Source organism: Bartonella sp. CM120XJJH (genome assembly GCF_042194715.1).
In the GTDB taxonomy this organism is placed as follows: domain Bacteria; phylum Pseudomonadota; class Alphaproteobacteria; order Rhizobiales; family Rhizobiaceae; genus Bartonella.
In genome coordinates, this window is sequence record NZ_JBHINE010000005.1 from 61888 (window position 1) to 76682 (window position 14795).

General features: G+C 34.5%; 11 protein-coding genes, 1 tRNA gene and 1 pseudogene. 3 read left to right on the forward strand and 10 right to left on the reverse strand.

The genetic code is table 11. The annotated features are described in order from the left end of the window. Nucleotides 1-200 precede the first annotated feature (200 nt). The 8 genes from ACFIKU_RS03630 to ACFIKU_RS03665 all read right to left on the reverse strand — a co-directional run bounded on the left by ACFIKU_RS03630 (nucleotide 201) and on the right by ACFIKU_RS03665 (nucleotide 8619). Complete coding sequence (locus ACFIKU_RS03630) at nucleotides 201-560, reverse strand: hypothetical protein (protein ID WP_375642026.1); 360 nt, start codon at nucleotides 558-560, stop codon at nucleotides 201-203. A gap of 110 nt (nucleotides 561-670) precedes the next feature. After that, nucleotides 671-1480, reverse strand: coding sequence for an MBL fold metallo-hydrolase (locus tag ACFIKU_RS03635; protein ID WP_375656709.1), 810 nt, complete (start codon nucleotides 1478-1480; stop codon nucleotides 671-673). 10 nt (nucleotides 1481-1490) lie between these two features. Then, nucleotides 1491-2264 (reverse strand): TatD family hydrolase, encoded by a 774-nt coding sequence (locus tag ACFIKU_RS03640; RefSeq protein ID WP_375656710.1) that lies wholly within the window; start codon nucleotides 2262-2264, stop codon nucleotides 1491-1493. Further along, nucleotides 2254-3813 carry a methionine--tRNA ligase gene (gene metG / locus ACFIKU_RS03645; protein WP_375642029.1) on the reverse strand — a complete coding sequence of 520 codons (1560 nt, stop codon included), beginning with the start codon at nucleotides 3811-3813 and terminating at the stop codon, nucleotides 2254-2256. Before metG ends, ACFIKU_RS03640 begins: the two co-directional genes overlap by 11 nt. Nucleotides 3814-3889: 76 nt before the next feature. Beyond that, nucleotides 3890-4933 carry a DNA polymerase III subunit delta' gene (locus ACFIKU_RS03650; RefSeq protein WP_375642030.1) on the reverse strand — a complete coding sequence of 348 codons (1044 nt, stop codon included), beginning with the start codon at nucleotides 4931-4933 and terminating at the stop codon, nucleotides 3890-3892. After that, complete coding sequence (gene tmk / locus ACFIKU_RS03655) at nucleotides 4930-5574, reverse strand: dTMP kinase (RefSeq protein WP_375656711.1); 645 nt, start codon at nucleotides 5572-5574, stop codon at nucleotides 4930-4932. Before tmk ends, ACFIKU_RS03650 begins: the two co-directional genes overlap by 4 nt. A gap of 28 nt (nucleotides 5575-5602) precedes the next feature. After that, on the reverse strand, nucleotides 5603-6766 hold the full coding sequence (locus tag ACFIKU_RS03660) for a D-alanyl-D-alanine carboxypeptidase family protein (RefSeq protein ID WP_375642032.1): 1164 nt from the start codon (nucleotides 6764-6766) through the stop codon (nucleotides 5603-5605). Between the two features lie 953 nt (nucleotides 6767-7719). Beyond that, complete coding sequence (locus ACFIKU_RS03665) at nucleotides 7720-8619, reverse strand: septal ring lytic transglycosylase RlpA family protein (RefSeq protein WP_375656712.1); 900 nt, start codon at nucleotides 8617-8619, stop codon at nucleotides 7720-7722. A 277-nt stretch (nucleotides 8620-8896) separates the two neighbouring features. Between ACFIKU_RS03665 and ACFIKU_RS03670 the strand changes: the two are divergent. Beyond that, a pseudogene (locus ACFIKU_RS03670) lies at nucleotides 8897-9116 on the forward strand (integrase); the annotation flags it as partial. Nucleotides 9117-9195: 79 nt separating this feature from the next. Here the strand turns inward: ACFIKU_RS03670 and ACFIKU_RS03675 are convergent. Beyond that, nucleotides 9196-9271: transfer RNA gene (locus ACFIKU_RS03675), tRNA-Lys, on the reverse strand. Nucleotides 9272-10753: 1482 nt separating this feature from the next. Between ACFIKU_RS03675 and lexA the strand changes: the two genes are divergently transcribed. Together lexA and rimO are read left to right on the forward strand one after the other, a co-directional pair. Then, nucleotides 10754-11467, forward strand: a complete 714-nt coding sequence (lexA, locus tag ACFIKU_RS03680; RefSeq protein WP_375642034.1) for a transcriptional repressor LexA — start codon at nucleotides 10754-10756, stop codon at nucleotides 11465-11467. Nucleotides 11468-11927: 460 nt separating this feature from the next. Beyond that, nucleotides 11928-13241, forward strand: coding sequence for a 30S ribosomal protein S12 methylthiotransferase RimO (gene rimO / locus ACFIKU_RS03685; RefSeq protein ID WP_375656713.1), 1314 nt, complete (start codon nucleotides 11928-11930; stop codon nucleotides 13239-13241). 534 nt (nucleotides 13242-13775) lie between these two features. Here rimO and ttcA read toward each other — a convergent pair. After that, complete coding sequence (gene ttcA, locus ACFIKU_RS03690) at nucleotides 13776-14651, reverse strand: tRNA 2-thiocytidine(32) synthetase TtcA (protein ID WP_375656714.1); 876 nt, start codon at nucleotides 14649-14651, stop codon at nucleotides 13776-13778. Nucleotides 14652-14795: the final 144 nt, after the last annotated feature.

Genomic DNA, 14795 nt, shown 5'->3' on the forward strand with positions numbered 1-14795 from the left:
ATAATAGGATACAGAAAAACAAGGAAGGAAGCCTCCTTTAAAATATAAATCATGTTTATAATCGCACATTCACTTTTAAAACTAAATTATAGAAATGGCGATAATAATTGAACAGCACACCAAAATATTTGGTCTTTAAGGATATATTCCTCAAAGACCAAAATAGTTGTAATGAAATTACATCGTATAAATAATAAAAATTACTGTACTATTTTACAACGTTTTATACGTGCAAGATCACTCAAAACAGCATTACGATTATTTAACGCTGAAATTTCATTACTTTCGTTTGATTTTACATCCATAAAAAACAAAGCAGGTACAAATACAACACTTGCTGCTGCTAAAGCCACGTTTTTATTTCTTGCTTTAGAACGCTCTGCAATTGTATCATTAATCTGACGTTTATTAGCAAAAAACTCCCGTTGAATATCGGCACAACTCATTGATCCATCATGTATTGTTGTTGTTGAAATATTTTTTTCTAACCGCCCTCCACATGCTGTCAAGGAAACCGCTAAAACCACAATACATACACCCCGCTTAAAATTCTTATACATAAAAGCCTCATTTTCGACATAAAAAAGCACTACATATGTCAAAATTGAAATAAAATAAAGGATAAATGTAAAAGTATTTTATTTAACTTAAAATATTGCGCATAATAAGCTTACGCATCTGTTTCAAAAGTAAGACCTTGATATGCAGGTTTTACATAGGATGGGACATAATTTATAACCTTGTTGTAATCCAGCGATCTATCCATATGTGTGAGTATTGCTTGTTTTGGCTTTAAATATTCTATCCATTGTAATGCTTGATCAACAGAGAAATGACTCGGATGAGGTTTAAATTGAAGAGCTTCAATGATGAGAACATCCAAATCCATTAATTTGAATAAAGTTTTTTCAGGAAATTCACTAACATCCGTACAATAGGCAACATTCCCAATCCGGAAACCTAAGGAATGAATATTTCCGTGGTGTTGTAAATGTGTATTGACGCTTATTGCTCCGCCCTGCCCCTGAATAATAAATTGGCTATCTTCATTGATAAGATGCTCTTTTAAAATGGGAGAATAAGATGAATCTTTTGGTGTTTGAAAACAATATCCGAAAGCACTTTTGAGATGCTCTAGTGTAACTCTGTCGGCATAGATATCTATTAAACATTTTTGTGCAAGTGCATAGCTGCGTAAATCATCAATACCGTGGATATGGTCTGCATGAGAATGTGTGTAAAGAGCAGCATCAAGATGGCTTACACGCGCATCAATCATTTGTGAGCGAAAATCTGGACCTGTATCAATAACGATCGTTGTTTTGTCTCCTGAAGGTTTAATACGTTCAACTAATAAAGAACTTCTGTAGCGTTTATTTTTAGGGTTATTCGGATCACATGTTCCCCAATCACCATTGGGTCGTGGTACTCCTGGAGAAGGACCACAACCTAATATTGTAAATCGGTATTGATCACACATATCTTTTGCCTTATTTCATTTTACTAAATAAACGAAAAGCATTACGCGTTGTTATTTGAGCTGTTTCTTCAATGCTTAAGCCAATTGTTTCAGCCAGAACAGCTGCTGTATAGCATACAAAAGATGGTTCATTTGTTTTTCCCCGATGGGGAATAGGTGCTAAGAATGGAGCATCTGTTTCTACTAACAAATGCTCATGGGGCACAATTTTTGCTATTTCACGGATTTCAAGTGCATTTTTAAAAGTAAGAATACCTGAAAAAGAAATATAACCACCAAGTTCAATTCCAGCACGAGCAAGTTGCATTCCAGACGAATAACAATGAAGGATAAAAGGAAAAGCTCCTTCTTTTGTCTGTTCACGTAATATTTTCTCCATATCGATATCGGCATTGCGTGAATGTATAACAAGAGGAAGCTGTGTTTCTCGAGAAGCAATGATATGTTCTTGAAAAACTTTCTTTTGCTCTTCTGGTGTAGAATAATCATAATGGTAATCAAGCCCCCCTTCCCCAAACGCAACAATTTTAGGGTGATTCGAGAGCTGTATAAGCTCTTCAGCTTTAATGTTTTGTTCTTCATGCGCATGATTGGGGTGTGTTCCAACGGAACAAAAGACTTGATCATAGCTTTGTGCAATGGCTAACAGCTTATCTAACTTATGAACATGGGTTGAAATTGTTATCATACGTTTAACGTCAGCATCTAAAGCCCGTTGGATAACATTATCCAAATCTTGTGAAAAATCTTCAAAATCAAGATGACAATGTGTATCAATCAACATGATGAGTGTCTTCTTTCTTCAAGATATAACGAGGAAAAATTGGTTCTGGTGGTGGAAGATCAAGCCCTTCTTGAATTTCTGAATGACTTATATGATACAATAACCGATCATTTTCAGCAACCGCAAGGCTATCAAGAAGTTTCGCTGCTGATTGGGGTATGAAAGGCAAAAGCATAATTCCTATTCTCCGCAAGATTTCTACAGTTACATAAAGAACTGTAGAAAATCTCTCTCGATCATTTTTACGTAAACTCCAAGGTTGTTCGTTGGCAAAATAGCGATTGGCATCTGCTACAATTGAAAAAATAGCTGAAAGTGCTAAATGCATACTATAAGAAGACATAGCTTGGTGTACAGTTTCAAGCACTTGAAGAGATTGTTCTAAAAGTTGTTTATCTTGAGCTAAAAATGAAGTTGGTTTCGGGACTTTTGCATCACAATTTTTGGCAATCATAGACAAGGAGCGCTGTGCTAAATTACCAAGATCATTAGCAAGATCAGCATTAATACGGTTTACAAGGCTTTCATGGCTATAACTACCATCTTGTCCAAAGGGCACTTCACGGAGAAGAAAATAACGGACCTGATCAAGACCATAACGATCAACCATTTCAAAAGGATCAACGACATTTCCAACAGATTTTGACATTTTTGCACCACGATTAAGTAAAAAACCATGTGCAAAAATATTTTTAGGCAATTCAATTCCAGCAGACATTAAAAATGCCGGCCAATAGATGGCATGAAAACGAATAATATCCTTACCAATAATATGCGTATTTGCAGGCCAAAAATCACGTTTTTTTGAATTTTCATTGAAAAAACCAATTGCTGATAGATAATTTGTAAGCGCATCAACCCAGACATACATCACGTGCTTTGGATTCTCAGGAACAGCAATTCCCCAATTAAAACTTGCGCGTGAAATAGAGATGTCTTTTAAACCTGATTTGATAAAACTTATAATTTCATTACGCCGCTCAAATGGGGCAATAAAATCAGGATGTTTTTCATAATATTCAAGAAGAGGCTTTTCATAATGAGAAAGTCTAAAAAAATAACTTTCTTCTTCATTCCATTCAACTGGAGAGCCTAATTCCTTCTCACGACGGATATTGTCTGGTCCAATTTCCGTATCTTTTTCTTCATAATAGGCTTCTTGGCGAACCGAATACCACCCCGTATAACGACCGAGATAAATATCGCCATTTGCTTCCATCTTTTTCCAAATTTCTTGACAAGCTTGATAATGGCGTTCTTCTGTCGTACGGATAAAATCATCGTTAGAACAATTTAATACTGCAAGCATTTTTTGAAACACAGCACTATTACGATCTGCAAGTTGCTGAGGCGTCATGCCTAATGCTGCTGCGGTTTGTTGCATCTTTAGACCATGCTCATCTGTACCAGAAAGAAAAAATACATTTTTTCCGTTTAATCGTTGAAAGCGGGCTAAGACATCGCTTGCAATTGCACTATAGGCATGTCCAATATGTGGAGCACCATTAGGATAAAAAATGGGAGTTGTTATGTAATATGTGTCACGCATGTCATACTCGTTTTAAAACGCCATCAATAAAAGATATAATGACATAACGTCTGTTCATCACATTGTCACGGAAAAACTAATCCTCATGAATAATCTTATGAACTTTAAAAAGTAAGTTAATAACAAACTGCTTTTTATCGAGATTAAACAGTTGTATGTCCTCTATTTCTTGATGAATCTCTTGCCATTTTTCTGCATATTTTTTTGAGAGAAATAAGTCTCCTTTTTCAACGAACATGATAGCTTTTTTTTGAATTTTATTAAGAATTTCATCACAAAATTGTTGAAATGGGAATGTAGAAGAAACAGATGAAAGTGTTTGTGCAAGAGTATGTACAATCGTTGCGTTACAAACAGGTTTCTCTAAGAGAGTATCGATTGTTTTAATAATTTCAAGACCGCCATGGCAAATAAGTAAAGCGGCTTTTCGAGGACTTCCTTTAGATTTTTTAATAATCATTTCAATTGTTTTCTCATCAGGTAAATCCTGATTGGCGAAAATATGTGTAATAACTTTTTTCATTTCATCGTTATTCAACGGACGAAAAGAAATTTTTTGACACCGTGAATGGATTGTTGGAAGCAATTTTCCTGAAGAATGCGTGATAATAACAAATAACGTTTTTGTAGGTGGTTCTTCAAGTATTTTGAGAATTGCATTTGCTGCATTTCTATTCATATCATCTGCAGAATCAACAATAACAATACGCCATCCATTATCTTGCGGTGTTCGGCTTAAAAAATGCATAATATCACGAATATCATCAACGAGTATTCCGGTTTTAAACTTTTGCGTTTTCACATCAAATCGGCGTGAAATATACAAAAGACCAGGGTGACTTCCTTGTGTAATTTGGCGCCATGGAGTAGAATAAGGATCGGGTTTCAAGAAAGCACCCTGTTGAGAACTTAAAATGTTCCAAGCAAGATGAAAGGCTAATGTAGCCTTTCCAATCCCATATTCTCCTTCAAATAATAATGCATGGTGCAAACGCTCTTCTTTAAGCATTTGTGTCAAAAAATGACGAACATCCTCATGACCAAAGACAACATTATTCTGGGATGGTGATAAAATTGTATCAATATCATCATATTGGCGTAAGATATTTACATTACTCATGAAAACTGATCCAACAATGCCTGATGACAAATATTTTTTATTTGATGTGCAATAGCTTCCACTGAGCCAGTAGCATCAATGACTCGAAATCTGTGAGGTTCCCGCTTGGCCAATTGAAGAAAAGCTTGACGCCTTTGTTCTTGAATTTCCAACTGATCTTTTTCAAAATAATCAATTTCTTCTGTTCTTTTTCTTCTTAAATTTGCTCGCTTCATACCACACATTGCTGGCATATCTAATAAAAATGTTAAATGAGGCAAGACACCGTTGAGCGCAATACACTCTAAAACAGCAAGAAGAGAAGAGTTGACTGTGTCATTAAGTCCTTGATAAACGCGTGTAGAATCAATAAAGCGGTCACATAAAACGATTTTACCTTTTTGCAAAGAAGGCGCGATAACCTCGGTCACATGGTCGACACGTGCGGCTGTAAACAAAACAGCTTCAATCAACGGTCCATACTGTTGCGCCTGCCCCGACAACAAAATATGCCGGATTGCTTCTGCTCCTAGCGTTCCTCCTGGTTCTCGTGTTGTGACAACATCATAACCTTGGCGTGAGAGAGACTCAGCAAGTAAAGAAATCTGCACCGTTTTTCCTACCCCGTCCCCTCCTTCGAATGTAATAAAATAACCTGACACGTATGACCTTAACCTTATTAGCGCGTAACTACAAATATTTCCGTAACCATCCAATTGTTATTTCATAGAATGCATTTTTTACTTTTGCAAAGAAACTTCCTTCCTGAACATTCATTCCGGCAAAAACTGGTTTTTCCAGAACAACCTTTTTATCTTCTAAAATTTGAATAACGCCAACTGATTGCCCTAACACGATGGGAGCTTTCAATGGACCATGATATTTAATTTTTGCTTTAACATTTACTTTTTTTTCATTCGAAAGCATAAAACTTATTGGTCTTTTAACAATAAGTGGAACAAAGTTTTTCTTACCACCATAAACAGAAGCACGACCAACCGTTTCTTCTTTTGTGAAAACCGTTTTGAGATCAAATGCCGTCATTCCCCATTGAAGAATGCGTTCTATTTCTTTTGTATATTTTTTACCATCTTGCAAACCATTGATTGCTAAAAAAAGACGTCGATGATTTTTAGAAATGGTGGCAACCATTGAAAAACCTTCTTTTCCGCTGTAGCCAAAACCAAATCCTTCTACACCAAGTTCCTTAGAAACAAGAGGGTTTTTATTACGTTGAAAAATATTATTCCATGTAAAATAAGGCTCACGATAAAGTGCATAATAATCCGGATATTCCTGAACAATATGACGTGCTAATATAATCATATCACGCACGGTTACAAACTGTCCCTCTTCGGGTAGCCCTGTTGCATTAACAAAATGACTCTGAGATAACCCGATTATTTTTGCGCGCTGATTCATCAGTTTTGCAAAATGAGCCTCATCTCCTGATATTCCTTCAGCAAGAATAATAGCAGCATCATTTCCATTCATAATAATTAAACCACGTAAAAGATCAGAAACACTGATTTCTGTCTTTATCTTTGCAAACATAGTGGTTGTACCGGAAGGTGCTCCACCTTTGCGCCAAGCATTTTCACTGACCTTGAATTTCTGCGTACTCTTTAATAATCCCTCCTTTAAATGATGAAATACGACTTCCACTGTCATCAATTTTGCTAATGAAGCAGGAAAAAAGGGAATGTCACTTTGTTTTTCATAAAGTATTGTCCCTGTATCATCATCAAGTAACAACAATTGTGATGCAGAAATTTGAAAATCTTCTGCTCTCCCTCGCGGGTCAAATGCCAATATCCCCCATAAGGTCAATAAGATCCTTAATATTATATACATAGCTGCTCCTCCCATCCCAAAGATCAACATAAAGAATCTTATATAGGAAAAAACTTTTTTATTTCTGCAAATTGGGGAATTATTGATAATCAAGAAAAGATTTTATTTTTATTATGATGCACTTTTTCTCTTCCACCTAGGTTAAGTTTAATATTTTAAATTATGAGAGACAAAAAGATTTTTTATTTGTTGTTTTATATTGGTAGTACATGAATTTATTATCATAAATTATAATATTCCATGTCTGATTCAAAATACTGTAAGATTATTTCGTTATATTTCTTCTCATATTGAATTCAATCAAATCGCTTGATTACGCATCATAAGGAGGATTCGTATATGGATAAAATTTATTAAAAAAAGAGAGTAAAAATACTTCTTATCAACCTCTCAAGTGTTAAGAATTATCGCACAAAATATGGGAGGCTTGCAAAGCGTATGATGGTGGCAGTTCATGTCGCATGAGCATAACGATAGTGATGTCTAAAGGCGTTACAGTCATACCATTCACAGGGCGCTATCGTAAATAGGCTTGTAGTGTGTTGAAGTATGTTTCTTTTAAATAAGTACGTGAATTAGCAATGTAAGTGTATTTTGTTTGAGAGGATCTGTTTTTCGTGAAGGGACTTACTCCATTAAAGAACATGATAAACAAAAGCATGAGGGCACGCATAATCTCTTCATCAGATATTACCGTGGATACTTCAGAAAGATGCAAAGACGAATCAAAAGAAAATATTTTTCTACTTGTTAAGCTTTTTATTCCTCTCAAATTGATTGTGCAGTTGTTTTGGAGATTACACAAACAGAGCCGATACAATAATCTATCTTCATCTAGCAAAAGCTATTACAGAAAAAAGTCGCGCTTTAAGATGAAACCCCTACACTAAACCTGTAAGTTATTATCTTTTGTACTAGAAAATTATATAGATAAAAAATCAACGCATTTTTTCTTAAAACAGTTGTAACCAATTGACCTTTGTTTTTTTGTTTAGCTTATTTATAGAAGCAACTTGATCGAATGGCATCGGCTTATCAACCATGATAGGACCAATTTCTGGCAATTTAACTGCAACAGTTTTATTACGTTGTTCCTGTTCAACAGCAATTACTTTAGCTAATTCTTCTTTGTTTCCTGTATTGCGCTGATCTTTTAACAAAACAGTTTCTCTTTTTTTCGAAATATTTTCCGACGCTAATGAATATGGGGCAGCATTTCCAGGAGTATAAGAGGCCATTAAATATGCACCATCGTAGTAGCCAATGGGTGCTTCAGCAATATATTCTACTTTAACATCTGCGACTCCCCTATCTACATACCCCAGTATTGCCGCAGCTTGCCTTGATAAATCAATGATTCTGTCTTTCATAAAAGGTCCGCGATCATTGACTCTAACAATGATTGAAGATCCATTTTTCAAATTAGTAACACGAGCATAACTAGGTAAAGGCAGTGTAGGATGAGCAGCAGTCAAAAGATTCATGTCATAAATTTCACCGTTGGCAGTTAAACGTCCATGAAAATCTGAACCATACCATGATGCTTCGCCAACACGTTTATAAGTTGGATCACTTTGAGGATAATACCACTTTCCTTTTATTTGATAAGGTTTACCAACAATAGCTCGTCCACGCTTTTTTTCATCCGATTGATTCTTCTTATTGGATACTTGTTGAGGTAGTACAGAAGTGTTTACGTTAATTGGTTTATTATGATAGGAATCTTTTATTGAAAAATTCATAGTTTGGCTTGCGCAACAAGATACCAGTGACTGAGAAATAACGATCATAGAAAACAATTGAAGTGTTGGTTTAATCATAAAAGTAAAATTTTTTTTTCTATTTGAAGGCATCTATTCAGTCCACTTATTTCTGTTAAGTATTACTGTAAAAACCACGTCACGCTTTTTGTACGCGACGGAAGAATTTACGTTTTTAAATGATTCCCCTCACGCATATACCACTCTTGAATTGTCCCCTCTTATCAAGAAATTAACACATTGTTAACCATTTTGTGATTTTCGTAAGAAATAAATGTACTATACTCGATGTTAAAAAGAATAAAATTTAAATAAATCAACGTCTTATAGAAGAGTCATTTCGTAATATAAAGTGTGAATAAGTGGTGATTTTAGCAACTTATTTTGCGAATCATGTAATGCAGTGGGTATTAAAAAATCAACCTACGGATTGAGAAAATTAGCAATCACATGTGCTGTCAACGCAGGTACAACACGTATCGTGAGCTTAAAGCTCTTTTTTGTTGGACAAGAGGTAACTAGCATCGCTCTATTCCAAAAAAGCTGATAGAAAATGGCTGGCTATAGAATCAATAAAAACTTTAAAAAGAATCGAAACAGGAAAAACAAAAAGAATCAGAACAAGAAAGATTCTTAAATTTTTGTATAGTCTATTGATATTATTTAATTTGGTGAGCGCGCAGGGATTCGAACCCTGGACCTACTGATTAAAAGTCAGTTGCTCTACCAGCTGAGCTACGCGCTCTCACACAAGTTATCTAGTTTGTAGACTATCTAATTTGCAGAAAGTGAAGGGAACATACGGTTGACTTTCCATTTGGTCAACACCTTTTGGAGAAAAATATTATTATTTTCTTCAGTTATCAATAATTTTCCGTTTTTGCTCCTTTCTTCATCATTGTATAGGTACTCTTTGTCTTCTTTTTAAATTTTCGATAAAGAAAAAATTTCACTGAAATATTGCATAGATTCGAAGCACTAAAATTATCAGAAATCGCCTTCTTCCCCTCACATAGGTTGTTGAGTATAATGGATAGAGAAGAAAGATACCTTTTACTATAATATTATTTTTATATCTTTATACTTTAGTTTTCAGTTTTCAAATATGAAGACAGCTTTATAAGAGAACATATTGATTTATAATAATTTATCATTTTCTCACTTGAGTGAGAGATCTCAAATACTCTAAGCTTCTCTCGTTTCAAATCTTTTTTATATTGAAACAACAAAAAGCATTTTCTTGACCAATACAAGTGAGGGAATAAAAATACCTTTTATGTCTCCTTTTAAGAACCAAAAATTATTGTAACATTAGGGGGCAGGAAAATAGTATATAGCGTTGGCACATTAGACCTGAAAATGGGACAATGAGAAACAATGGCATTTTGTGAAGCAAGCCGGCCCCATCATTATATTTGCCAGCCCCCAGTGTTGCGACAGCCCTTGGCACTTAAGACGGTTCATAAGAGCCATTTTTATTCCTTTCTTATACAAATTTTATCCACACATTCATCCCGCTTTTGACGTGCAAGGAAATGATTTTGATTGATTCAAGATAACAAACTTGAAATGAGAGAATCTTACGTTATTCGAGACACTCATTCAATATACAAAACAGTAAATTATCATTATAAATCAATATCTTGTATACGGTATGATTTTTATTTATGCATAATAAATATATAACAAAAGCCAATTTTTCCGATAGAATAAAGTAAACATGAAGCAAAAATTTAGTCTCATTGAAAATATCTCGAATGACTATAAATTATACTCACTATTATATCTGTAGATAATTTTACTAAGACAAAAAGCAGAAATAATATGAAATGCGCAAAATGATTTTAAATACCCATAGAGTGTTCTAAATATATAGAATGCCTATTCTGCTATTGATAAATTGCCTTCTAATTAACTTTTTTATATCAGAAATTACAAAATACGTAGATATATTTTAGAGGAAAAGGATAACACTGGTCATAAAATTTAGTGTTGGATAATTCAGCCAGAGCTATAAAGTATTTTTATACATTATTTAATATTAATGTATCTATATAGTATATAAATAATAATTTAAATATATCTATAAATAAACATATTTCTTCATTAACTGATAAGATCAAAAATAAAGAAAATAAATTTGATTTGGCGAGAAAAAATTGTAAAAGTGTTATATGTACATGTATTTTTACTTTAATACTTTTTATTGTTTTGATTGGAATATTGAATGCTAACATGTAAACAATATGAGCTACTCTTGTTTATTCATAACCATATAAAAGAAACTGGTGTTCCTCCTTCTTTTGAAGAAATGAAAAATGCATTAGAACTTTCTTCAAAGTCTGGTATTCATAAGCTCATTATAGCCTTAGAACAACGAGGTTTTATACGTCGTTTGCCCAATCGCGCTCGTGCAGTGGAAGTGATTCGACTCCCTGAAAAAATAACATTTAGCCTTTCTTTAGCACGTAAAATTTCTCCTAGTATAATAGAAAGAAATAAAAGGGAAATATCAAAAAGCTTGAGTAACCTTGATAACTTGGATGAAGAAGAAAAAAAAAATATCACCATTCCTATTATGGGACGTATTTCTGCAAGCGTGCCCGCCTCTGCTATACTGCAACAAATCAACACCCTTTCTCTCCCACACGATATGGTTAATATAGGTGAGCACTACGCATTAGAAGTTAAAGATGATTCTATGATGGAGGCTGGTATCCTTGATAAAGATACAATCATTGTGAAACGTCAAAATACAGCAATAACAGGTGAAATTATTGTTGCGTTTATTGATAAAAAAGAAGCTACATTAAAACGTTATCGACGCAAAGGAGCTTCTATTGCATTAGAAGCCGCAAATCCTCATTATGAAGTACGGACATACGAATCTGAGCGTGTAGAAATACAAGGAAAACTTACTGGACTTATTCGCAAATATTAAAAAATAAACCTTATAGTACGCGATAGATATCGTAATAAGAATCTGTTGAGTATTTTTTATTGTGTCACACGCAATTGACTTCCTCTCTACAACCAAAGGCTGCCCCCAATTCGGTCCATAAACAATCCAAGATCCTTATAGAGCGGGTTTCACTTTCCCTTCCCTCCATATCCTTCACTTACACAAAGCGTAACAAGTAAGCTTTAAAATATTCACCACGTGCTTTATAAAATAACTTGAATGCTTTGAAAGAAGCAGCCTTATATCATCGTCCTCAATGACGGAATTTTACGATATAATAAGATACAATTATATGCATGCATATAAACACATAAAATTTTGTAGAAAAAAATCAAATAACTTTGTAACAGATTGTATGGCATAGGTATAAAAATAAAGAATATTATTTTTTTAAGTTATAGAGCATAACTCAATCATTCATAGTAATTGTAGGATCATTATGGTAGCACCTCGTATTAGTTTTGTCTCCCTTGGATGCCCAAAAGCACTCGTAGATTCTGAGCGAATTATTACAAGCCTTCGCTCTGAAGGGTATGAAATTTCACGTCAACATCAAGGAGCTGATGTCGTTATTGTGAATACCTGTGGCTTTCTTGACTCGGCAAGGAGAGAATCATTAGCCAACATTGATGAAGCTCTCAAAAAAAATGGAAAAGTTATTGTAACAGGGTGTCTTGGTGCTGATCCTGATATCATTCGCCAAACATATCCTAATGTATTGGCCATTACAGGACCACAAGCTTATGAAAGTGTTATAGAAGCTGTTCATACAGCAATTCCTCCTGTTCATGATCCTTTTCTTGATTTAGTTCCTCCCCAAGGTATTCGTTTAACACCCCGCCATTACGCCTACTTAAAGATTTCTGAAGGATGCTCTAACCGGTGTAGTTTTTGTATCATCCCTACTCTGCGTGGTGATCTCACTTCACGTCCCATCAGCGATGTTCTTCGTGAAGCTGAAAAACTCGTACAAGCGGGTGTAAAAGAACTTTTGGTTATTTCACAAGATACGAGTGCTTATGGTATTGATCTTAAATATCTCGAAAATTCTTGGAAAGATCGTACAATCAAAACGAAATTCTTTGATCTTTGTCGCGAATTAGGCGATATGGGTATTTGGGTACGTATGCATTACGTTTATCCTTATCCTCATGTTGATGAAGTTATTGAACTTATGGCTGCAAAAAAAATTCTTCCTTATCTGGATATTCCTTTTCAGCATGCATCACCAGTTATTTTGCGTCACATGAAGCGTCCCGCACTTATGGAAAAAACAAACCGTAGAATTGAAAAATGGCGGAAAATATGTCCAGATCTTGCTTTGCGATCAACATTTATTGTTGGTTTTCCTGGTGAAACGAATGAAGATTTTAATATCCTGTTAGAATGGTTAGAAGAAGCAAAAATTGAACGCGCTGGGTGCTTTAAATATGAAGAAGTAAAAGGAGCCGCCGCAAATGATTTGGGATTAGAAAATATTTCTGAAGAGGTGAAAGAAAGCCGCTGGCATCGTTTTATGGCAAAACAACAACAAATTTCTACACATCTTTTAAAGAAAAAAATTGGGAAAAGACTTCAAGTGCTTATCGATGAAAGTCAAGGAAAAGTTGCTAAAGGACGTAGTCAGTACGATGCTCCAGAAATAGATGGTGTTGTCCATATATCATCACGACGCCCATTGCGTGTTGGTGAATTTGTCACCGTTAAAATCGAAAAATCGGATGCCTATGATCTTTATGGTGTAGCAGTTTGAAATTTAACTTCTTCCCTGTCCTCAATGATGAAGATTTCTATCAGCATTGGTTTATAAAAAGATCGGCTACTCACAATCGAACTTGATCCCTTATGTAACTCACTTCATGAGAATTTACGAGCAATCCTTACCCTGAATGTTTTCTTTACACTCCCAAAATATCAAGCGGTTACATATTCTCTTAGTTTAATGCCTTAAATGACGGTGACGGCGGCGTAACAGAATAAAATAAAATCCATAAATTAACCATTTTTACTTAACAAAAAAGCAAATCGACAACCATACTATTTTCCCATTTTTCATATTGCGACAGTCATTGGTTAGTGAAAGGGAACTTTTTTCAAGAGTGTTTGATGCACACACAAGGATTTCTTTTGGGATATGCAGGCAGATGTGTTTTATGGATGCAATATAAGAGAATTTGAAACAAAACAATTTTGCGGTATTTAAATTAAAAAACAATAAATTATCATTATAAATAAGTATCTTATCTTAAACTCTTTGAGTTTATTTTTAAATAATATCTAATTTTTATTAACACGTTTTAAAATCAAAGAATCTCTTATCAAGCAAATGACTTGGGCGTACATTTGTTAAAGCGCGAATCATCGTATCTTTACGTCCTGGCATTTGTCTTTCGATATTTTTCAGCATTTCTTTCATTGCATTACGTTGTAAACCATCTTGACTACCGCAAAGATTACAAGGAATAATCGGAAATTGCATTGCTTGGGAAAATTTTTCCATATCTTCTTCAGCAGCATAAACAAGAGGACGTAACACAAAAAGATCTCCTTCATCATTTTTAAGTTTTCCAGGCATGGCAGCTAATCTGCCACCGTGAAACAAATTCATAAAAAATGTTTCTAAAACATCATCGCGATGATGACCTAAAACTAATGCAGAGCATCCCTCTTCACGTGCAATACGATAGAGATTACCACGTCGTAATCGAGAACAAAGTGAACAATATGTCTGCGACTCTGCCAATTTATCTGTAACAATGGAATAAGTATCTTGATATTCAATACGATATGGAATTTTATAAGAACTTAAAAAGTCTGGAAGAATATGCTTAGGGAATCCTGGTTGCCCTTGATCAAGATTACAGGCAAGAATTTCAACGGATAAAAGACCTCGCCACTTTAAGTCTAAAAGAAGCGCTAATAAACCATAAGAGTCTTTTCCACCCGATAAAGCAACAAGCCATTTTTTTCCTGTAGAGAGCATAGAAAAATCATCCAAAGCTTGTCGCATATGACGTAAAAGTCGTTTGCGCAATTTATTAAATTCTACGCTTGAAGGAGCAATACGAAACATTGGATGACAATTATCTGCTTCGCTTATTAAAAGATCATCTCTCCCTTCGTTTTCTTCTATTGCCTGATATTCAATGGAAACATCATTCATAATACCATATCCTGCATAAGTAACAGCTCATTTTGCAAAGATAAAAACAAATATTAAAGCAAGCTTACATTTATGTTTTTTGAATTTATAAATTAGATACACAAAAAATAAATGGAACTATATAAGTTCACGACTATAAAACAT

Excerpts from the sequence above, each read along its gene's own strand:
- lexA (WP_375642034.1), top strand. The coding sequence starts at position 10,754 with ATGCTAACATGTAAACAATATGAGCTACTCTTGTTTATTCATAACCAT.
- metG (WP_375642029.1), bottom strand. The coding sequence starts at position 3,813 with ATGCGTGACACATATTACATAACAACTCCCATTTTTTATCCTAATGGT.
- ACFIKU_RS03635 (WP_375656709.1), bottom strand. The coding sequence starts at position 1,480 with ATGTGTGATCAATACCGATTTACAATATTAGGTTGTGGTCCTTCTCCA.
- ACFIKU_RS03650 (WP_375642030.1), bottom strand. The coding sequence starts at position 4,933 with ATGAGTAATGTAAATATCTTACGCCAATATGATGATATTGATACAATT.
- rimO (WP_375656713.1), top strand. The coding sequence starts at position 11,928 with ATGGTAGCACCTCGTATTAGTTTTGTCTCCCTTGGATGCCCAAAAGCA.
- ACFIKU_RS03665 (WP_375656712.1), bottom strand. The coding sequence starts at position 8,619 with ATGCCTTCAAATAGAAAAAAAAATTTTACTTTTATGATTAAACCAACA.
- ACFIKU_RS03660 (WP_375642032.1), bottom strand. The coding sequence starts at position 6,766 with ATGTATATAATATTAAGGATCTTATTGACCTTATGGGGGATATTGGCA.
- ACFIKU_RS03630 (WP_375642026.1), bottom strand. The coding sequence starts at position 560 with ATGTATAAGAATTTTAAGCGGGGTGTATGTATTGTGGTTTTAGCGGTT.
- ACFIKU_RS03640 (WP_375656710.1), bottom strand. The coding sequence starts at position 2,264 with ATGTTGATTGATACACATTGTCATCTTGATTTTGAAGATTTTTCACAA.
- ttcA (WP_375656714.1), bottom strand. The coding sequence starts at position 14,651 with ATGAATGATGTTTCCATTGAATATCAGGCAATAGAAGAAAACGAAGGG.